The 20,023-nt window shown below is 42.4% G+C and carries 19 protein-coding genes; 13 read left to right on the top strand and 6 right to left on the bottom strand.

The window, feature by feature from the left end; all coding sequences use genetic code 11:
- Nucleotides 1-163: 163 nt before the first annotated feature.
- The 4 genes from ABWV72_RS05560 to ABWV72_RS05575 form a co-directional block, all read right to left on the bottom strand.
- Entirely contained in the window at nt 164-931 is a 768-nt protein-coding gene (locus ABWV72_RS05560) for a class I SAM-dependent methyltransferase (protein ID WP_353369224.1), read from the bottom strand.
- A 117-nt stretch (nt 932-1,048) separates the two neighbouring features.
- Entirely contained in the window at nt 1,049-2,356 is a 1,308-nt protein-coding gene (locus ABWV72_RS05565) for a metal-dependent hydrolase family protein (protein ID WP_353369226.1), read from the bottom strand.
- A 95-nt stretch (nt 2,357-2,451) separates the two neighbouring features.
- The gene (locus ABWV72_RS05570) at nt 2,452-2,988 is read right to left on the bottom strand and encodes a DUF1285 domain-containing protein (protein WP_353369228.1); all 537 of its coding nucleotides are present in this window, start codon (nt 2,986-2,988) and stop codon (nt 2,452-2,454) included.
- A gap of 36 nt (nt 2,989-3,024) precedes the next feature.
- Nucleotides 3,025-3,870: a DUF3014 domain-containing protein gene (locus tag ABWV72_RS05575; protein WP_216047747.1), complete on the bottom strand. Its 846-nt coding sequence runs from the start codon at nt 3,868-3,870 to the stop codon at nt 3,025-3,027.
- A gap of 386 nt (nt 3,871-4,256) precedes the next feature.
- On the opposite strand from ABWV72_RS05575, the gene ABWV72_RS05580 reads away from it, so the two are divergent.
- From ABWV72_RS05580 to ABWV72_RS05625, 10 genes are all read left to right on the top strand, one after another.
- The gene (locus ABWV72_RS05580) at nt 4,257-4,559 is read left to right on the top strand and encodes a DUF6482 family protein (RefSeq protein ID WP_353369230.1); all 303 of its coding nucleotides are present in this window, start codon (nt 4,257-4,259) and stop codon (nt 4,557-4,559) included.
- A 116-nt stretch (nt 4,560-4,675) separates the two neighbouring features.
- Nucleotides 4,676-5,116 carry a VOC family protein gene (locus ABWV72_RS05585; RefSeq protein WP_216047749.1) on the top strand — a complete coding sequence of 147 codons (441 nt, stop codon included), beginning with the start codon at nt 4,676-4,678 and terminating at the stop codon, nt 5,114-5,116.
- A gap of 235 nt (nt 5,117-5,351) precedes the next feature.
- Complete coding sequence (gene iadA / locus ABWV72_RS05590; protein ID WP_353369233.1) at nt 5,352-6,521, top strand: beta-aspartyl-peptidase; 1,170 nt, start codon at nt 5,352-5,354, stop codon at nt 6,519-6,521.
- A gap of 2 nt (nt 6,522-6,523) precedes the next feature.
- Nucleotides 6,524-7,339, top strand: a complete 816-nt coding sequence (locus ABWV72_RS05595) for a cyanophycinase (RefSeq protein ID WP_216047751.1) — start codon at nt 6,524-6,526, stop codon at nt 7,337-7,339.
- 203 nt (nt 7,340-7,542) lie between these two features.
- Nucleotides 7,543-10,359: a cyanophycin synthetase gene (gene cphA / locus ABWV72_RS05600; RefSeq protein ID WP_353369235.1), complete on the top strand. Its 2,817-nt coding sequence runs from the start codon at nt 7,543-7,545 to the stop codon at nt 10,357-10,359.
- A complete protein-coding gene (locus tag ABWV72_RS05605; RefSeq protein WP_353369237.1) occupies nt 10,359-12,050 on the top strand; it encodes a Mur ligase family protein in 1,692 nt (563 codons plus the stop codon). Before cphA ends, ABWV72_RS05605 begins: the two co-directional genes overlap by 1 nt.
- Before the next feature lie 117 nt (nt 12,051-12,167).
- Nucleotides 12,168-12,542: a TerB family tellurite resistance protein gene (locus tag ABWV72_RS05610; RefSeq protein ID WP_353369239.1), complete on the top strand. Its 375-nt coding sequence runs from the start codon at nt 12,168-12,170 to the stop codon at nt 12,540-12,542.
- Nucleotides 12,543-12,652: 110 nt separating this feature from the next.
- A complete protein-coding gene (locus tag ABWV72_RS05615; protein WP_353369241.1) occupies nt 12,653-13,069 on the top strand; it encodes a hypothetical protein in 417 nt (138 codons plus the stop codon).
- Nucleotides 13,070-13,162: 93 nt separating this feature from the next.
- On the top strand, nt 13,163-14,260 hold the full coding sequence (proB, locus tag ABWV72_RS05620) for a glutamate 5-kinase (RefSeq protein ID WP_216047756.1): 1,098 nt from the start codon (nt 13,163-13,165) through the stop codon (nt 14,258-14,260).
- Between the two features lie 17 nt (nt 14,261-14,277).
- On the top strand, nt 14,278-15,528 hold the full coding sequence (locus ABWV72_RS05625; RefSeq protein ID WP_216047757.1) for a glutamate-5-semialdehyde dehydrogenase: 1,251 nt from the start codon (nt 14,278-14,280) through the stop codon (nt 15,526-15,528).
- Between the two features lie 279 nt (nt 15,529-15,807).
- Here ABWV72_RS05625 and ABWV72_RS05630 read toward each other — a convergent pair whose 3' ends face one another.
- A complete protein-coding gene (locus tag ABWV72_RS05630; protein WP_216047758.1) occupies nt 15,808-17,292 on the bottom strand; it encodes a M20 family peptidase in 1,485 nt (494 codons plus the stop codon).
- Between the two features lie 117 nt (nt 17,293-17,409).
- Between ABWV72_RS05630 and ABWV72_RS05635 the strand changes: the two genes are divergently transcribed.
- Complete coding sequence (locus ABWV72_RS05635) at nt 17,410-18,321, top strand: DMT family transporter (protein ID WP_353369244.1); 912 nt, start codon at nt 17,410-17,412, stop codon at nt 18,319-18,321.
- Nucleotides 18,322-18,378: 57 nt separating this feature from the next.
- Here ABWV72_RS05635 and ABWV72_RS05640 read toward each other — a convergent pair whose 3' ends face one another.
- Nucleotides 18,379-18,651 (bottom strand): hypothetical protein, encoded by a 273-nt coding sequence (locus tag ABWV72_RS05640; protein WP_216047760.1) that lies wholly within the window; start codon nt 18,649-18,651, stop codon nt 18,379-18,381.
- A gap of 216 nt (nt 18,652-18,867) precedes the next feature.
- On the opposite strand from ABWV72_RS05640, the gene ABWV72_RS05645 reads away from it, so the two are divergent.
- Both ABWV72_RS05645 and ABWV72_RS05650 read left to right on the top strand, forming a co-directional pair.
- Entirely contained in the window at nt 18,868-19,365 is a 498-nt protein-coding gene (locus ABWV72_RS05645) for an RNA polymerase sigma factor (protein WP_353369247.1), read from the top strand.
- Entirely contained in the window at nt 19,358-19,939 is a 582-nt protein-coding gene (locus ABWV72_RS05650) for a hypothetical protein (RefSeq protein ID WP_216047762.1), read from the top strand. Before ABWV72_RS05645 ends, ABWV72_RS05650 begins: the two co-directional genes overlap by 8 nt.
- Nucleotides 19,940-20,023 lie beyond the last annotated feature (84 nt).

Here is a 20,023-nt window from a genome sequence, read left to right on the forward strand (position 1 = left end):
TTTAGGCCATGGAAGGTCGCACAATTGCGCGGGGTTAAAATACCCGCCTACAAGAGACATTGCTCCCGTAGCACGGCCTTTAGGCCCTGGAAGGTCGCACAATTGCACGGGGTTAAAACACCCGCCTACAACAGATATTGCATTTTTGATATTGGTGCTGAAATTATTCTGGTTTGCGGAATTTAATCGTCCAGCGGTCGGTATTACCGGTTACTGATTTTGCACCTACTTCATATTCTAGTTCATCGTCTTCGCGGTAGTGAAGGTCGCTGTAATCAACAAATTCAAACCCAGCTTCGATAATTTCTTTGATGGCTAAAACTGGGTCAACACGTCTACCATTTGAACTGTTTGCTGGCTCCATGTGTCGTGCAGTATGATCGACAACCGCATAAATACCACCTGGCTTCAGTGCTTCAAATGCGGCAACGTTCATAGCTTTACGGCCTTCTTCAGAGAAGTTGTGGTAGTTTCTGAAGGTCAATACCATATCGAGATCTTTCACGCCGAACGAATCTAAATCTAATGAATAGAACCGTGCCCCGTCTTTACGATACAGTTTTGCTTCTTCAGCGACAATGTTCATTTTGTCGAAACCAGGCTGATTACTAAGGGACTCTTTAATATTGCCAGTCCCAATCGCAGCATAATATTCGCCTTTGTCACGTACTACTGGCGCAAGTATTTTTGTATACCAACCGCCGCCAGGCAACAATTCAAGAATACGCATATCGGGTTCAAGGCCGAAAAACTCTAATGTTTCAACAGGCTTTCTGTTGCGATCTCGCTTTATCTCAGCTTCGGTTCGTATATCAGACTTCATGGCTGTCTTAATTAAATCACCAACTTCGTGATGGGCTGCCATAGAGGGTAGGCTTATAGTTAACCCAAGGGTGGTAAGCAAAGCAATAGCTGTTGAACGTAATTTCATTCTTTTCTCCATGTATATGTTTGATTACTTAGTGGTTTACGGTTTTATTATTACTTTTATTTAGAGACCTGAGCATACCGAAATTTCATTCCAGAAGATTGAAAAAGATGCCCGAGATTACTGTTTATGTACAAAAACTTCCCCGTTTTTCATCACAAAATCAATATCTTGCATCTCTTTTATGTCATTTAACGGATCACCATGTACGGCAACCATATCAGCAAACTTACCTGCTTCTATTGTGCCTAAGGTATCTAATTCATTGAGCAATTTCGCGCCATGATAGGTCGCGCTTCGAATTACTTCTATGGGCTTCATTCCAGCATCGACCATGAGCACAAACTCAAGTCCATTATCACCATGGGCCGAAACCCCAGAGTCTGTTCCAAAAGCAATGTTGACCCCTGATTTATATGCGTTTGCAAGGGTTGCCTTAATTAGTGGACCTATTTTAGCGGCTTTAGGACGCACTAAATCAGGAAAGAAACCGTCAATTTTGGCTTTTTCTGCCACCCAATTTCCAGCCATAATAGTAGGTACATAATAAATATCGTGTTTCTTCATCAGTTTGAAGATTTCTTTATCCATGTAAGTACCGTGCTCGATGGACGAAACACCGGCCAAAATAGCGCGGCGCATACCTTCTTTGCCGTGGGCATGCACGGCGACTGTCATGCCATAGTCTTTAGCTGTGTCGACAATTGCTTGTAGTTCATCATCCATAAATTGTGGGTTTTGGCCACTTTTGGCTACCGATAAAACACCACCTGTGGCAGTAATCTTAATCAAGTCAGCACCATCTTTATAGCGCTGTCTAACCGCTTTTCTGGCTTCTGCTACACCATTGATAACCCCTTCTTCTGGGCCGAGATCGCGGCGAATTATTTTTGCTTGCCCATTGGTCGAATCGGCGTGTCCACCAGTAGTGGCGATCGCCTGACCTGCGGTGAATATCCTCGGACCGGGGACTTTGCCACTATTGATGGCGTTACGCAGTGCTACGGTTTCATTGTAACCGTCTCCTAAATTACGTACGGTAGTAAAACCTGCATCTAGGGTTTTCTTGGCATAGACCACGGCTTTAATCGCAAAATCCGCTTCGTTTAAAACAAAGGGTTCCATGTAGGTACTAGGGCCTTCAAATTGACTGCTGATATGGGTATGCATGTCCATCAAGCCGGGCATTAGCGTGTACTCTGAAAGATCTATGATTTCATCATTGTCACCTGCTGGGGTGAAGCCTTTTTCTATGCGGCTAATTTTATTACCTTCAACAATCACTGATACTTTGTTTTGAACGTCGTTATTATCCGCAGCAATCAGCTTGCCAGCATGAATAATGGTTGCGGCATGGCTAACGTTCAGAATCGCGGTGGTAATAAGTAGAAAAGATGCTTTTAAAAATAAAGATTTACGGCTAATCATCAAGGAGTCCCTGCCAATATTGTAAGAGTTATCAACATTAGGTTAATTTGTTTAGCAGGTCAAAAATAGCGTCTTAAACAACTGTAAACTTTTGTTTAAAATGTGCCTAAAGTAAAGGTGTATTCGCCGCTGCTAAGTTGCAATTGTTGCTTGCCATCTATGGCCACTTCTTCGGCTATTTCGATAAGTTGGTAATATACGTTTTGATGTAGGCGAGCCCAGAGGTTACGTCTTACTTTGACATAAGGAAGCATTGCTTGAGTCGTTGCGTCTTGGCGTATTTCTACTGGGTTGTCGTTGCTGACCACAAAACTATCGTCAGTTTGTGTGCTAAAGGTGAGTAAATCGTCTTGTTTGTCCCACTGAGTGATAATGAAGGGCACGTCATCGACTTTAATGCGTACTTTTTCCACGGGCGTGACCAAGAAATATTCGTCTTGGTCTTTGCGTAAAACACTAGCAAACAATTTCACTAGTGGTTTACGTCCAATGGGCGTGCCCATATAAAACCAACTACCATCATGTTTGATGTGAATATCAATATCACCACAAAAATCTGGATTCCACTTTTCTACTGGCGGTATTTTACCCTGCTGCTGAGCAAGTTGGCTTTGTAGCTTAGATAAGTCCATTAGACACTCGCCTTAATCATCCTAGTGGAATTGCTGTTATTGCAACGCATCTCTGACTTCACGCAATTTTGCTTTGATGCGACGCATGTTTTCTGGTCCTGTGCGCAGCAGTTGCTTTTGCACGGCGGTTAAACTTTCTAATCGGTCATCGGCAAACTTGTACATCACACTATCAGTATAAACTTCGATGGGCACAGGCACTTCTGGCGTATCCAGCAGATGATTGATTGCATCCATTAATACAAAGGTAAAGTCGTCATCAGGGTCGCCAATTTCGGCGTAAATATCTGTAATTGACGGTTTATAAGTTTCGTATAGCGATATTAACGAATCTGTATCCATAGAATCTAAGGTTTCTACATAGGGCGTGTAACGTTTGAAACTGGCTGCATCGATAAAACTTTTATCAGATTGCTCATACACACGAAACTTTTGTTCCGGCGGCACTATTACTTGATGATTAGTCGCAATATTATGATTGGCAGCGTTTTCGGTCATAACCACAAAACGTCTAAGCAAGTCATCATTTACCAATAAACTTGCCGCTGCTTCATAATTGGCTAAACTAATAATCGACGTTTTCACCGCAGCATCGCTGGTATCGAGTGGCTCTGGAATCGGTTCAGGTGGCGGTAAATCCACAAGCACAGGCTCTTCTTCGATCATTTCAGCTTCGTCTTCTACAGCGTATTCGTCGAATTGCTGTTGCTCATTTTCGTCAATGATTGGATCTGGAATGGGAGCTTCTATTATCGGCTCAGGGACTTCTTCGGTTTCATTACTGCCGCTTAACGCAAAATAACCTATGACTGCAACACAGATCACAATCACTGCTAAAATAATGTGCGGCTTAATGGATTTGGGGTTTGATTCGTCAGTCATTTTCTTTCCTAAATTACACGCAACTAGATAATATTATGACAAGCTAGGAAGCAAATCGTTGAATTTTTTTAAATATAGTCTGTAAATTGTTTATCTATTCCAGCCAATTTGTTCAGCGGCCAAAGTAAATGCCTTCCTTTAATGTGGCAGACACTTACTAAAAAATACAGATAAAGATAAACACTTCGTAGATATTACTACTTCCAAATCTCATGTCACTATTTGTTTCTACTATTTTGATTGGGATATAACAATCAAAAACAAGGGCTTGTTGTTCAATCAATTGTAGAGTCGACTGAGCGTTATTCGCGACTATGAACTAAACCTGCTGATTAAACGTAAATATCCTAAACCACGCTAGAGTTGTCATTAGTCGAGAAGTGCAGATGAAATTCGAATATCAACAATTGATAAGCCAAAACCAAAGTATAGATGAACTTGAATTACAATCGTTTGAAATGAGTATTTATTTACTGAAGTTGCGTATAGGAAATGAGCAAGGCATGTTATACAACGGCAATGAATTAATGCGTTTTAATAGCACTCAACAAGTTCGCGAGGCCTTTGCAGATATTGATGTGTTGCAGGCAGTTATGGTGCATGACTCGCCTTATGACGAAATGATCGGTAATCCAGCTAAATCAGGCGCCAGTTTAAAACTGCCATTTTCTTTGCAACAACCCCTCTAAAGGATTGAATAATTAAAATCACCCACCATACTAGAGGTGCCGGTTAATAATGACAATATTGTCTAGATTGGTGTTAATAAACACAAGCTTAACGTTACCCAAGAGGCAAGTTTTTCATGCAATTTCTACATACTATGGTGCGAGTCGCAGACTTAGATGCATCTTTAAAATTCTATTGTGAGCAACTAGGTTTGCAAGAAAGCAAGCGTATCGAAAATGAGAAAGGTCGGTTTACTTTGGTTTATTTAGCCGCTCCCGAAGACGCAGAGCGTGCAGAGAAAGATGACGCTCCTTTAGTGGAACTGACTTATAATTGGGATCCAGAAACTTACACTGGTGGCAGAAACTTTGGACACCTAGCGTTTTTGGTTGATGACATTTATGGTTTATGTCAGAAACTAAGTGATGCCGGTGTGGTTATCAATCGTCCGCCTAGAGACGGTCATATGGCCTTTGTGCGTTCACCGGATAATATTTCCATTGAATTACTGCAACGAGGTAAGGCTCTTGCCCCTCAAGAGCCTTGGGCATCGATGGAAAATACCGGCGAGTGGTAATTATTCGTTAACAAAGCGTTCCCTGTAGGCGGGTGCTTTAGGCCCGCTTGCACAATGAACCTTTCCATGGCCTAAAGGCCAGGTTACAAAACCAAAGGCGCTTACGATCCGGTAAAATGTCTAGTAATTCTATGGCTGAGATAAACTATCGCTTATAGCTAGTGTATAATCCGATTTTTACGATTTAGCCCTAAAACACCAGTTTTAGGCATCAACACTTTATTTGGAGATCGGGTTGAACAAGCAGTCATTAATTCTACTGAAAAATGCCAATATTTTCGCCCCGCAGGCTCTTGGTATTCGTCACCTTTTAGTGGGAGGCGGTCGAGTTTTACAGATTTTAGATAGCCTGCCTAAGCTTGATTCTCAACTTGATGTTCAGCAGCTCGATTTGCAAGGAGCGACTGTAATCCCAGGCTTAATAGATGCGCACACTCACATTACCGGTGGTGGCGGTGAAGCTGGATTTGCCACCCGTGTGCCACCGGTTCCTCTGAGCCAATTTACCCGTGCAGGTGTTACTACAGCCGTTGGACTCTTAGGTACTGATGATACAACGCGCAGTACTGAGTCTTTGGTTGCTCAGGTGTACGGTCTGCGTGAGGAAGGTTTATCTGCTTATTGTTACACTGGGGGCTATCATTTACCGCCCACTACCTTAACCGGTTCCATTAAAACCGATATCGTGTTTGTTGATCCCATAGTGGCGGTGGGTGAATTAGCCATCAGCGACCATCGCTCTAGTCAACCAACCCTTAATGAATTGTTAAAAGTCGCTTCTGAAGCCCATGTGGCAAGATTGATGACTGGTAAGGCCGGTACTGTGCATTTGCATTTAGGTGACGGCGAACGTGGCTTGAGTTTGGTACGAGAAGCGTTATCAGGCTCAGAAATACCGGCCAGAACATTTAATCCAACCCATGTAAATCGCCAGCGGTTTTTGTTTGAAGAGGCTTGTGAGCTAACCAAACAAGGTTGTTGGATTGACGTAACTGCATTTGAAACCGATGGTGAGGGTTATGAACCTGCGGACGCGCTAAGTCGATATCTCGCCAGTGACTTTCCAAACGACAAACTCACCATTAGTTCTGACGGCGGTGGCTGTTTACCGTGTTTTGATAAACAAGGACATTTAACCAAAATGGACTTCGCCAACTCAGAATCGATGACCCAAGTGCTATATGAACTGCTCGATAATGGTGTGCCGCTGCAAGACTGCCTGCCATTTTTCAGCTCAAATGTGGCTTCTTTGATGAATTTTCATAAAAAAGGCAAGATACACGCTGGGTTTGACGCAGATCTTGTTATACTTGACGATTCGTCCCGCATCAGCCATGTCATGGCACTTGGTGTGTGGCACATTTTTGATAAATCTTTTGTAAAAAAAGGTACGTTTGAGGATTGAATATGCCGTCTCCTAATATTGAAGGGCAGCAACGTGGTTATGTAATCCCCATCGGCGGCGCCGAAGAGAAAATAGATAACCCTGAAATACTGACAAAATTTGTTGAGCTCGCTGGGGGTGCAGATGCAGTGATCTGCGTGATTCCAACGGCTTCTCAACTAGATGATACCGGCGAACGATATGAAAACTTATTTCACCAACTAGGTGCGGGTAAAACTATTTCATTACCTATTCGCGAGCGCGCTGATGCGCAAAACCCTGATTATGTTGAACAACTTTTAAAATGCACGGCTGTGTTTATCACCGGCGGCAATCAATTGCGTTTGTCGACCATATTAGGTGGTACCCCCATTGCTAAGACGATTCGTCAAATTAATGCCAAAGGTGTGCATGTAGCTGGCACCTCTGCGGGTGCGGCAATAGTGTCACAACACATGATAACCGGTGGCAGTACTGGTATTGTGCCCACTGAAGATGGGGTGAACTTAGCGCCTGGTATGGGCTTGATCAACACGGTAGTGGTGGATCAACACTTTAATGAACGCAATCGTTTATCGCGTTTGCTAAGTGCTGTTTCCTATAATCCGTTTTTAGTGGGTATTGGATTAGACGAAGATACCGCCGCATTTATTGATGAGAATAATGAATTTACAGTGGTAGGCAGTGGTGCAATAACCGTTGTTGACCCTGCGGATATCGAATATTCGTCAATGGCTGAAGCACGCAGAGGTGATGCTTTGACCTTACTTAATTTAAAGGTGCATATCCTCGCATCGGGCAGTCGTTACAATATCAGTACGCGCCAAGCATTCGCTTAATCCTCCATTTATGCTGAATATAAAAACAGTGGCGAATACCACTGTTTTTATATAGCCTAGTTACTACAATTCTATAAGCTAAAACATCCTTATCTTAAGTCCGTTACTTGTAGTATTGTTTTCACTCTCCTTTCATCAATGTGATTCACGTTTAGCGTGTTGTTAATAGTTTTAGAGCAACTTACACAAGGAAGCCCAAATATATGAAGATCCTCAGTAGAAACGTTTATGTCGGCCCAAATGTTTACGCTAATTTTCCTGTTATTCGATATCAAATCGATTTAGGCGAGTTGGAGAATTGGCCTTCAGTAAAATTAGGTGAGGATTTCATCAATGGCTTAATCAATGCGATTCCTAGTTTGCACAGCCACGGTTGTTCCTACCAAGAAGAAGGTGGTTTTATCCGTCGCTTGCGCGATGACGAAGGTACGTGGATGGGCCATATTTGGGAACACGTTGCCCTTGAACTGCAAAACTTAGCGGGTTCGCCTGTGGGCTTTGGTCGCACTCGGAGTTTAGATAAACCCGGTTGCTATAACGTTGTGTATCAATACAAACAACAGGATGTTGGTTTAGAAGCTGGTTCTTTGGGTATGCGACTACTTACTCACCTTTTACCAGAAGAAGTTCAGACTGCAATTAATGCCGATATTGATGATGATTTTGATTTTAGCCAAGAGCTGCAAGACTTTGTACGCATGGCCCAGAAAAAAGAATTTGGCCCTAGTACTGGTAGTTTGGTTAAAGCTGCCGAAGAGCGTGATATTCCTTGGTTACGTTTAAACAATTACAGCTTAGTGCAATTTGGTCACGGTAAATATCAAAAGCGTATTCAAGCTACTATCACCAGTGAAACAAAACATATCGCTGTTGAAATTTCTTGCGACAAAGAAGACACCCACAATCTTTTAAATGACTTAGGTCTGCCTGTACCTAAACAGTTGATGATTTACAGTGAGCGTCAAGCGGTGCGTGCGGCTAATCGTATTGGTTTCCCTGTGGTGATTAAGCCACTCAATGCGAATCATGGTAGAGGCGTCAGCATCAACCTCACTACTGATGAGGAAGTGGTAACAGCATTTAATGAAGCCCAGAAATTTGGTACTAGCCGAGCGGTATTGGTAGAAAGTTATTTGACCGGTTTTGATCATCGTATGTTGGTGGTAAATGACGAGTTAGTGGCTGTGGCTAAACGGGTTCCAGGTCATGTAGTAGGAGATGGTAGCAGCACGATTGAAGAGCTGGTGGATATTGTGAACAAAGATCCCCGTCGCGGTATCGGTCATGAAAAAGTTCTGACCCGATTAGAATTGGATAATCAAGCTGAACGTTTGTTAGCGGAAGCCGGATATGACAAAAATACGGTGTTGCAGGAAGGGCAGGAATTTTACTTACGCTCAACGGCAAATCTATCAACCGGCGGTACCGCCATTGATGTCACAGATTCTGTGCACCCTGACAACCGAGATATGGCAGTACGGGCGATAAAAGCCATCGGCTTAGATATTGGTGGTGTTGATTTCCTCACTGATGATATCAGTAAGTCATATAAAGAAATTGGCGGCGGCATTTGTGAGTGTAACGCCGCGCCTGGTTTTAGAATGCATGTTGCTCCTAGTGAAGGCACGCCTAGAGATGTGTCTGGTAAAGTGATGGATATGTTGTTTCCTCCTGGTGCCCATTCAAGCATACCAATTGCCGCAATTACCGGAACTAACGGTAAAACCACCACTTCTCGCATGCTAGCTAGCATAATGAAGAGTGTTGGTTATACCACAGGAATGACCTCGACAGATGGGGTGTATATTGACGGTCATTTAACCGTAAAAGGGGATATGACAGGTCCTACTTCAGCGCAAATCGTACTGCGCGACCCCAGTGTTGACTTCGCGATAATGGAAACCGCGCGAGGTGGCATACTTAAACGTGGTCTTGGTTACAGCGAATGTGATGTGGGTGCTTGTTTGAATATCAGCGCCGACCACTTAGGTCAGCGGGGTATAGACACATTAGAGCAACTTGCCCAGATTAAACGTGTGGTTGTGGAAGTGGCAAAAGACTGTGTGGTACTTAACGCAGATGATAGACACTGTTTAGAAATGGCAGACTTTTGTACCGCGAAGCGCATTTGTTATGTCACCACGGATTCTGGCCATGGTTTGGTACGGGAGCATATCCGCAGTGGTGGTTTAGCTGTGGTTTTGGAAAAAGGGATTAATGGTGACATGATCACCATTTACGATAAGGGCTCACATATCCCGCTGTTATGGACTCATCTTATTCCAGCGACCATTGAAGGCAAAGCAATGCATAACGTGCAAAATGCTATGTTTGCGACTGCAATGGCATATTGTTTTAACACTTCATTGGAAGATATTCGCCAAGGGTTACGTATTTTCAATACCTCATTCTATCAAGCGCCTGGCCGTCTTAATATTTATGACGAACATCCGTTTAAAGTGATTTTGGATTACGCGCACAATCCTGCGGCGATTCAAACTATCACCGATTTAGCGATGCGCTTAGATGTCACCGGAAAACGTCGTTTGGTTATTGCCATGCCGGGTGATAGACGGGATGAAGATGTGATTGAGGCAGCTACTATTACTGCCAAAGGTTTCGATGCGATCGTTTGTAAAGCGGACGATGATCGTCGCGGTCGAGGGCATGATGAAATACCAGAGTTGTTGCGTAAAACCTACTTAGAACAGGGATTGTCTGACGACGATATACAAGTGATTCCGTCTGAAAAAGACGCCATCGATAAGGCTTTAGCGGATTGTCAAAAAGGCGATTTGTTGATTATTCTTGGCGACAACATTACCCGTTGTTGGAAACAAATTGTGCATTTCCAAGCGGATCGTGACTTGACCCAAAAAGATGAAGTGCCCTCTCGTGACTATCCGGAAAAACTGTTTGAACCTGTCGAACACAAATTTGAACTCGATGCTGGTCAAACCCTCGTTCAAGATGAAAGAGGTGTGCGCTTAGTCGTTGAACGTGATGAAGATTCAGATTAATGCGTTTAGAGCTAGATGAAGTCAGACGACTGACCGGTCCCAATTTATTGTGGGATAAACCAGGGGCTATCTTAGACGTGTTTATTGACGACATTGATAGTCGTCTTGTGATCAACACTTGGCAGAGTTGGGTCGATAAGTTGTTGCCGCAAATAAACTGGCAGCAAACCTATACATTTCGGCTTTACACCGGCGGTGCGAGTATGGCACTTAGCGCCCCTATGGATGCACTTTATTCTGCATGTGACCTAGCTGAGCTTGCTTGGGAGTTAACAGTTTCACAACTTTGTCAGCAACCAGAAATTGATTTGCCTAGTCGAGTTAAACAATTGCAAATTACGCTTAATCAGGAGCAAAATTCTGAGTTGTTAAATCTCATGGCTCAAGCCCATGCTCATAATGTTACTGCTATTAGTGATGACGACGAATTTAGTCTAGGCACTGGGCCAACGGTTGACGTTTGGCCTATTACAGAACTGCCGCAAAGCACAGCGTTGGATTGGCAACAATACAAAGATATTCCCCGTGCCTTTGTTACCGGCACCAACGGCAAATCAACCAGTGTACGGCTGGCTAGCGAGATCGCTAAAGCGGCGGGAATTTGTGCCGGTGTGACTTCCACTGACTTTATCAAAGTGGGTGATGAAATTATTGATAAGGGTGATTATTCGGGCCCTGGTGGCGCAAGAATGCTGTTGCGCGACAAACGCACTGAGATGGCCTTTTTAGAAGTTGCTAGGGGCGGCATTTTACGCCGCGGGATCCCAATCGATAATGTGGATGCCGCGCTTATTACCAATGTTGCCAGTGATCACCTTGGACAATACGGTATTAATACGGTTGAAGAGTTGGCCGAAGTAAAGTTTGTTGTGGCGAAAGGATTAGATAGTTCCGGGACGTTAGTGCTCAATGCGGATAATACATTGGTGGTTCAGCAAGCTAAGCACGTTAATTGTCGAATTTGTTGGTTCAGTGAAGATCCAAAACACCCTCTGATTCTGCAAAATCAGCAGGTTGGTTGGCCTTGTGTATTTGTCGATAATGAGCAATTTGTGTATATGCATGCCGATGGAACGCCTGTACCTATTGCAGAGGTAAAGTCGATTCCAATGACCATGCAAGGGGCTGCTCAGCACAATATCCAAAACGCCTTGGGTGTGATTGGTCTGAGTATGGCTTTACACATTCCCCTGCACGCCATCAAGCAAGGTTTAATGCGCTTTGGTAGTTCAGCCAAGGATAATCCTGGACGGGGCAATTTATATACCTATAGCGGCTCAACAGTCATGGTCGATTTTGCCCATAATGCACATAGTGTTAAAGCCATGATTAGCACGGCAAAACAGCTCCCTGCAAAGCGCTATATTGTTATGTTCAGTAACGCTGGTGATAGAGCGGATACGGATATTAAAGAGCTTAGCGATGAAATTTATAAATTGCAGGCTGACCATTACATAGTGGCGGAATTAGCCCGATATTTACGGGGTAGGCAACCCAAAGAGCTACTCGATCTTGTGGCTAAACATTTACAGCAAAAAGGTGTTAGCGATTCAATTATTGAATGCGTTGATTCGCCTTTGGCTGGGGCTAAACTGGCTTTACAGAAGGCTAAAGCTGGTGATGTGGTTGTCTTATTTTGTCTCGACCAACGTGAACAGATAGATCAATTACTGCAGGAAAAGAGTAGTTAACAGTTTTCAATCGAATTGGAAAAACAGATTTAGTCCCCATTTCATCTTTTACGCATAAGTGCACTTCCCTTAATAGTGCAGATTGACCTGTTATTATGAATTGGAGTAAAAGTTGGAATGGAACAATCTTTCAATGAAGCGTTATTAAAGTTGTGTATGTTGCTTTATCGAATAGATGGCAAAATCACCCTATCCGAGCAAGATTATTACGACTCTATATTTCACCATATTAAGTGGCAAGGTGAAGAAGATATGGAAGAGTTCCAGCGCCAATCCATTCATCAGGTCAGAGAAGCCGTAGAAAATGGCGAAGCAAAACAATTTGTTATGTCATTGAAAGACCCTTTATCTTTTAATGCTAAAAAGGCCTTAGTACTCGCTCAAGGAATATGTCTTATTGATGGTGAAATTGCAGACCAGGAACAAGAGATTCTTGATTATCTTAAACTGAGAGTATTAGCCAAGTTTTTGGATAAAAACGACATTAATTAAAGGTCAGAAGTTAATCGAGATATTAGGTATATCTTTAAAATGTTGGCATCAATGGTAAAAAATAAATATACTCAACCTATGGGTATAAAATTAACCGGATAGGCGTAATTGTGCATAGAATGTTTGAGGCCCACGGTACGTTAGAGTTGTTCGTCAAAGATCGAATCTTACGACTGGAGGGGACTGGTCCTTGGAATCTTGAATCACTAGATGAATCTGGTGAAGAAGCAAATCCACTGATCGAACAGCTTGCTCAGGAACCTTGGGCGGTTCTTGTCATTATGCATGGTGAATGTATCTATGTGCACGCCGCAGGGCAACGCTTATCGGAGATTGTACGAGCTGAAAAGCAGCGGAATAGAATCGCCACTGCAATTTTAGTTAATGATTGTGATTCACCCAATTTCGCCAAACAACATATTGGTGAGATTTACCAAAACGCTGGGGAACATTATAAGTTTTTTGATGATGTTGATACCGCAGAAATTTGGTTAAAACAACAGTTAGCTAAGGCTGCTAAAGATTAACCCTCCTATTTTTCCATAACTTATAACCCCAATGCCTTGTTTAGTTTGTGAATTGTCGTAATCTACGAATAATTATTTAAGTAGAGAAAACTGATGCATGAGTTTGAGTGGCAGCGTGCTGTTATAAAAGTCGGTAGCGCATTGATTGCGCCTGATGGTCAGCATTGCAGTGGACGTTATTTATTGGCAATCGCGCGTTTTATTACCGCAAGCCGAGAACAGGGCAAAGAAGTTATTTTGGTTTCTTCTGGCAGTGTTGCTGCTGGTCGCGGCAGTATTCCTATTCATCATCCCCCGTCTATTGCTGAAAAACAGGCAATGGCATCCATCGGGCAAATGCAGATGATGTCTAACTGGTCGCGCTTTTTTGATTTTCCCTGTGCCCAGTTATTGTTAACTTACGACGACTTACATAGCCGAACTCGCTATGTAAATATAAAAAATACATTACGCGAGTTGTTGAATCATCAAGCTTTGCCGATTGTGAACGAAAATGACACAGTGGCAGTGAATGAGCTCAAAGTAGGTGATAACGATAATTTAGGGGCTTATACAGCACTTATCGCCCAAGCGGACACTTTGATTATCTGTTCAGACGTTGACGGCCTATATGATCAAGATCCCCGTGCAAACCCTGATGCTAAATTGATATCAGAAGTACCTTGTATCGATGATAATACGTTTGCTTTAGCTGGTGGCGCGGGCACAAAAATGGGCACAGGTGGAATGATAACCAAACTCCAGGCTGCTCAAAAGTGCACACAAAGTGGTATTCAAACCCTAATAGTTAACGGTCAAAAAGGCGAAGTGTTTGATCAACTATTAGACGGAAAGATCCAAGGTACACGTTTTATTCCTGTTGCAAGTCGGGAAAATGCGCGGCGTCAATGGTTAAAACATACCTTAAAAAGTGGTGGCAAAATTGTCATTGACTCGGGCGCTAAAACGGCCATTCTTAACAAAGGAGCTTCCTTGTTGCCTAGTGGCATCGTCGACGTGATTGGTCAGTTCAGTTCCGGCGATGCAGTAACCATCGAGTATCAAAATAACGCACTTGCCAAGGGGTTGGCATTGTATAATTCATCTGATTTGAACAGTATAAAAGGGATGCGAAGCAGCAAAATCGAAAGTGTTCTAGGTTATACTTTTGGCGAAGCTGTGGTGCACAGAGATGATATGGTTCTGTTATAAAAAGTGAGTAAATTTATATGACATTTTCAATCGCTGCAGCAGCAGTGGCAGCAAAAAAAGCAGCACGAGCTTATTCGTCTTTAGGAAGTCAGGCAAAAAATGCCCTGCTGACAGAAATAGCCGATCAACTGATTGTGCAAAAAGAGCAGATTTTAAGTGCTAACCAAAAAGATCTGGATGCAGCCCAGGAAAATCAAATCGATGCATCTATGCAAGATCGCTTACGCTTAACCGAAGAGCGGCTGGAAGCCATTCGCAGCGCGGTACTTGAAATCGTTCAACAAGCTGATCCTGTGGGGGAAATTAGCCATGTCCAACAACGTCCAAGTGGAATTCGCGTCGGTAAAATGCGTATCCCTTTGGGTGTAATAGCAATGATTTATGAGTCTCGTCCGAATGTGACAATTGATGCCGCGGCATTGTGTCTTAAGGCCGGTAATGGGGTGATATTACGTGGTGGTAAAGAAGCGATTCATTCAAATCTGGCATTGGCAAAATGCATTCAGGTGGCGTTAGAAAAACATCAATTAGACCCGAATGTGGTGGTGGTTGTCCCCAATACCGACCGCAGTGTAATGAATGAATTGATGACGTTAAATGATTCTATCGATTTGATTATTCCCCGAGGCGGAGAAGGTTTAATCCGTTTTGTTACTGAAAATAGTCGTATTCCGGTTATTCAACACTTTAAAGGTGTTTGTCATTTATATATTGATAAACAAGCAGATTTAAACAAAGGTTTATCGCTTCTCGAAAATGGCAAAACCCAGCGCACTAGCGTGTGTAATTCCCTAGAAACCTTACTGGTGCACCAATCTGTCGCCGACACCTTTTTACCAATGGCCGCCAAAATGTTGTCTGAGCATAAAGTGAAAGTGCATGCCTGTGAAAATAGCATCGGTTATTTTAAAGATGCCGAAGCAGCCACTGTGGATGATTGGCATGCCGAGTATTTAGCGCTGGAGATTGCAGTGCGCGTAGTGGAAGATTTTGATAAAGCGATTGAGCATATAGGTTTATACGGTTCTGGGCACACTGAAGTGATAGTGACCCAAGATTATTCTGCGGCAAATGAGTTTATTCGGATTGTCGACTCTGCTGTTGTTATGGCCAATGCTTCTTCACGCTTTTCAGATGGGGGTGAATTAGGTTTAGGCGCGGAAATTGGTATTTCTACCAGTAAATTGCATGCCTACGGACCAATGGGGGCCGAATCCTTAACTACTGAAAAGTTTGTGGTTTATGGTGACGGTGAAATCCGCGGTTAATATTGCGTTTTTGAGTATCTAGCATGCACAGGAACTCACCTGAAACTTGGATGTTTGTGCTATTCATTATTGCCATTGTAGTGGTCCCAATCCTAGTAGGATTGGGATTCTTCAAACTCTATCGACTGCTAAAACCTTTCCCTGAAACGCGGCAGCAACCCACTTCTTTTACCTTTGATGCGCCGTGTGATGGCTTTTTCAAATGCACTTTTGTAGGGTGGTTAATTTGCGCGCCGCTTTTCTATTTAGTCTATTCCTATTTATAGCCTTGGCTTACTCTTAATGGCTACTTTGCGGCATTTCGATGCCACTGGTTTCTTGCAGCATTGCATGGAAAAAACTAATCGCATTGAGATAATCTTGCACTGGTAGTTGTTCATTTATGCCGTGAAAGCGTGTTAAACCTTCTGGATTTAAGCGCACCATCATAAAACGATAAACGTTATCTGACAGACTTGTGAAATAGCGTGAGTCTGTACCGCCAACGACTAAATAGGGCGCCACTAGTACATCGTTATCGAGCTGACGTATATGCTTTTCGATTAACTTAAAACCAACGCTATCTGTGGGTGAAACCCCTGAAGGGTTAATGCCCATAAAGTCGCTAATCAATACGCGTTCGTCATCAATGGCACTGATAACATGTTGTTTAACACTTTCAATGCTATCTCCAGGCAGGATTCGAAAATTAATCACTGCTGACGCTTGAGAGGGCAGAATATTAGATTTGGAGCTGCCGCTGGCCATGGTTGCTGCAATAGTTGTGCGGATGCTTGCGGCACTTGATGGTGTTTTTAGCATTACATTGCTTACAACAGGTTCTAATAACCACAAATTAGCCATAGGTAAACGACTGCTCAGTGGTGCGTGCGTAGCAACCGCATCAAAGGTCATTTTGCTAAATGTTAAATCGGTATCAAATTGGGCATTTTCTACTTTGACAATGGCTTCACTCAATATACCTAACGCTGTGTGTTCTGGTGGTTGCGAAGAATGCCCACCTTCGGAATTGACGGTTAGTCTGAGGTTTACAAATCCCTTTTCGGCAACGCCAACAATTGCTACAGGTTGTTCTATGCCCGGCATGATACCGTCGGTAATGGCGCCCCCTTCATCTAACACAAATTCAAACTCTACACCTTGTTGTTGTAAATATTCTGCAATTTTTACAGCGCCTTGACTGCCACCTATTTCTTCATCATGACCAAATGCTAAATAGATCCCTCGTTTAAAAGGCTTATTTTGTTGCAATAACAGTTCAATTGATTCCAGCAACGCAAATACCGTTACTTTGTCGTCTATGGTGCCTCTTCCCCATATAATATCGTCCACTACTGCGCCGCTAAAAGGCGGTTGTTGCCATTTATCTAGGGTTGCATCGTCTACTGGAACTACATCCATATGGCCCATAAATAGAGCTGGTTTGAGAGAGTTGTCTGTGCCAGGAAAATAATATAACAGGCTATGTTCACTAAATGTTTTTTGTTGGGAAGCTTGATGCACAAGTGGGTAACTTTGTTTGATGTGCTGCCTAAATTCAATGAAAGGCTGAGGATTAAATTGTGCTGGATCGTCGTGGGATATTGTTTTTATTTGGATGCCTTTGGCAAATCTCGCAACAGCGGCATCTGTATCTAAGGGTAACTCTTGTTTCGATTGTTTAATTTGTAGTTGGTTATCTTCAAATACAGTTTCTGAACGAATCCATAAAGTCACAGCGAGGATTACTAAAAGTAATACTAACAAACCTAACAACTTTTTCATTTTTTCAATTCCCTTTGTCAATTTAAACAATATTTCTAAACAGAATACTCTTTATTAGTCGCTTTTAAAACGTTTTGTTACTATGCCTACCTAGTCATTTTGCATGAGAGCCTTTGAGTGTCAAATATTCAACTTTTTATTAGCTGCACTTTAATTTGGGGCTCAACTTGGATAGCAATTACCTTTCAATTAGGTGAAGTAGACCCTGTATTGTCGGTCGCGTATCGATTTACTATCGCTTCTATTTTACTTGGGTGTGTGTGTTGGTTTAAAAAGCTGTCACTGAAATTACCCATGCATATCCATATAAAGATGGCCGCAGTGGGATTAAGCCTTTACACCCTCGACTACAGCTTTTTATATGAAAGTCAGAAATATTTAGTGAGCGCAGTGGTTGCGCTTATGAGTTCATGCATTATTTATATTAATGTCATTATGCGTCGTCTATTTTTAAAAAAGCCAATACGTTTAGAGGTAGTGCTTGGCGCAACTTTTGGCTTGCTGGGAATGGCGATGATTTTTGTGCCGCAATTTGAACATGCACAGACTCATATGTTTTTATCCCTTGGGATTACGCTGGCTTGTATTGCCTTTGTTTGCGCTGCATTTGGTAACGTGATTTCGGAACGCATACTTGACCATGGCACCCCAGTACTGCAAATGAATTTTTGGGCAATGACTTATGCGTTGGTGTTTTTGTATGGCTACGCTTTTTTAAATGGCGCTGAATTAGTCTTTCCTAGCTCAGTTGATTATTACCTTTCGCTTTTATTTCTAGCGGTGTTCGGCTCAGTCTTAGCATTTGGAGCATATATGAAGCTGGTACAGCAAATTGGCTCAGATAAGGCCGCTTATGTGGTGTTAATGTATCCTTTGGTCGCGTTGTTTATTTCCACTTTATTTGAAGGCTATCAGTGGCGATTGCCTGCTTTGATTGGTGTACTTGTGGTGTTACTGGGGAACGCCATAGCCATGGGGAAAGTGCCGCTGAGCATAGCCGCATTTAAGGTTCGTCAGATTAAAGATTAGGCATAAACAAACATAGCGCAGCCACTAACAAGATGAACTGCGCAGGTATTTGTGTTTTCAAAGGGAATTAATCTTTTTATTGAGCTCATAGGCGGGCTCTGTGACGATTTTTTCGAGCACTTGTATACGTTCTTTTAAGTCTTTAATTTCTTGATCTTTATGGTTGATAGTTGTTTTAAATTGCTGTTCTTTTGAGGTTTTAAATGGATTTTGTGTATCTCCATTGAACCAATCAATGAGTTTCCAGTTATGTTTGGTATCTAACCAAGCCGCAGCTAAATATAAGGTTATACTGCCTAAGACCAGCAATGTGATTGTTAATCCGCTCATGTTCTTTTCCTATTGTTAGTGGGTAATGATTTGTTCAGTTTGACCGTTGCGATATGTAAACTTCCATCGCTTTGGCTAACATTTTAACGCTGTTTTATTCACCGTTTAATGTTTTAGTCTTGGGCTTTTAAAAAACATTACAGATATTTGTAATATTTTTTGAAAGCGACACACTAATACATTAGTTTTTAAATATTTAGGTTGCAGGAATTACCGTTGAGCAAGGATTTTAATGCCATTGTTGCTGAATATGGGCCGCTACTGAGCCGAGTCGCATCAAGCTATGAGGCCAACCAACACTTGCAACAAGAGTTATTGCAAGAAATCAGCTTAGCGGTGTGGCAATCCTTGAAAGCCTTTAAGGGAAATAGCAGCCTTAAAACCTACATATTACGTGTTGCTCACAATAAAGCGGTAACCCACGTTGCTTATCACGCTAAACAACCTTTTAGTGAAAGTTATTGTGAGATCGAAAGCCCCCATTCTACCAATAACACCTCTCTTGAATCCCAATTAGCCGAGCAATCCAAAGTCACTTTATTGCTCAAGGCCGTACGCAAATTACCCATGCAATCAAGACAAATAGTCACAATGTCAATGGAGGGGTTGGGGTACCAAGAAATTGCTGAGGTATGTGGCATAAGTCCAGTCAATGTGGGGGTTATTCTCAATCGCGCCAAAAAATCCTTAATGGAGACAATTAATCATGAATAATGACGACTTTGATTTAGACAAAATCTGGCAGCAACAAGATGTGGTTAAAGTCGATACGCAATCACTAAAACGACAGTGGTGGTTGATGAGAATGAAGCAATATCTGTATATTTTAATGGATGCGCTGGCGACAATCGCTGTGCCAATCGCGTTCTTCTTTTTTCCTAGAAAAATGTCTACTTTCGAAACAATTTGGATTTGGAGTATCTTTCTATTTATTTTTGTTTGGTTCTTTTATCTTGTATGGCTGCGACGCTTCTCTCTGGGCTTTAAATCTGAATCTGCAACAACCTCAGAGTTTATTGAGCGGGTAAAACTGCAATATCGGCAAAATATTAAAATTGCTTACGTCAACAAAGTACTTTGTTACTTCACGCCATTGTTCTTTATAAGTTATTTGCTAATCGCGTATTTTGGCGATTTCGTTGATCAACAAGAATTACTGCGAAAAGCAAAGTTAATGCTGATTCTGAACCTTGTTTGTATGCCATTGATATGGGTATGGATGCACAAAAGAGAGCTTAAGTTTAAACGTCTGTTGGTTGAGTTTGAATCTCAATGGACGAATCATTGAGGGAATTGATTTAATCTTACCCTTCCTTGGTTAACCTTGAGATCAATATGCTAAAAGTGATTCATTGATGCAATTGTCTAGTCG

Origin of the sequence: Aliiglaciecola sp. NS0011-25, assembly GCF_040370605.1 — a bacterium.
Classification (GTDB): Bacteria; Pseudomonadota; Gammaproteobacteria; order Enterobacterales; family Alteromonadaceae; genus Aliiglaciecola; species Aliiglaciecola lipolytica_A.

Coding starts and splice junctions, on each gene's coding strand:
- ABWV72_RS05650 (WP_216047762.1), top strand. CDS start 19,358: ATGAATAATGACGACTTTGATTTAGACAAAATCTGGCAGCAACAAGAT.
- ABWV72_RS05560 (WP_353369224.1), bottom strand. CDS start 931: ATGAAATTACGTTCAACAGCTATTGCTTTGCTTACCACCCTTGGGTTA.
- ABWV72_RS05585 (WP_216047749.1), top strand. CDS start 4,676: ATGCAATTTCTACATACTATGGTGCGAGTCGCAGACTTAGATGCATCT.
- ABWV72_RS05625 (WP_216047757.1), top strand. CDS start 14,278: ATGACATTTTCAATCGCTGCAGCAGCAGTGGCAGCAAAAAAAGCAGCA.
- ABWV72_RS05640 (WP_216047760.1), bottom strand. CDS start 18,651: ATGAGCGGATTAACAATCACATTGCTGGTCTTAGGCAGTATAACCTTA.
- ABWV72_RS05575 (WP_216047747.1), bottom strand. CDS start 3,870: ATGACTGACGAATCAAACCCCAAATCCATTAAGCCGCACATTATTTTA.
- ABWV72_RS05595 (WP_216047751.1), top strand. CDS start 6,524: ATGCCGTCTCCTAATATTGAAGGGCAGCAACGTGGTTATGTAATCCCC.
- ABWV72_RS05570 (WP_353369228.1), bottom strand. CDS start 2,988: ATGGACTTATCTAAGCTACAAAGCCAACTTGCTCAGCAGCAGGGTAAA.
- proB (WP_216047756.1), top strand. CDS start 13,163: ATGCATGAGTTTGAGTGGCAGCGTGCTGTTATAAAAGTCGGTAGCGCA.
- ABWV72_RS05630 (WP_216047758.1), bottom strand. CDS start 17,292: ATGAAAAAGTTGTTAGGTTTGTTAGTATTACTTTTAGTAATCCTCGCT.
- ABWV72_RS05605 (WP_353369237.1), top strand. CDS start 10,359: ATGCGTTTAGAGCTAGATGAAGTCAGACGACTGACCGGTCCCAATTTA.
- ABWV72_RS05565 (WP_353369226.1), bottom strand. CDS start 2,356: ATGATTAGCCGTAAATCTTTATTTTTAAAAGCATCTTTTCTACTTATT.
- cphA (WP_353369235.1), top strand. CDS start 7,543: ATGAAGATCCTCAGTAGAAACGTTTATGTCGGCCCAAATGTTTACGCT.
- ABWV72_RS05610 (WP_353369239.1), top strand. CDS start 12,168: ATGGAACAATCTTTCAATGAAGCGTTATTAAAGTTGTGTATGTTGCTT.
- ABWV72_RS05580 (WP_353369230.1), top strand. CDS start 4,257: ATGAAATTCGAATATCAACAATTGATAAGCCAAAACCAAAGTATAGAT.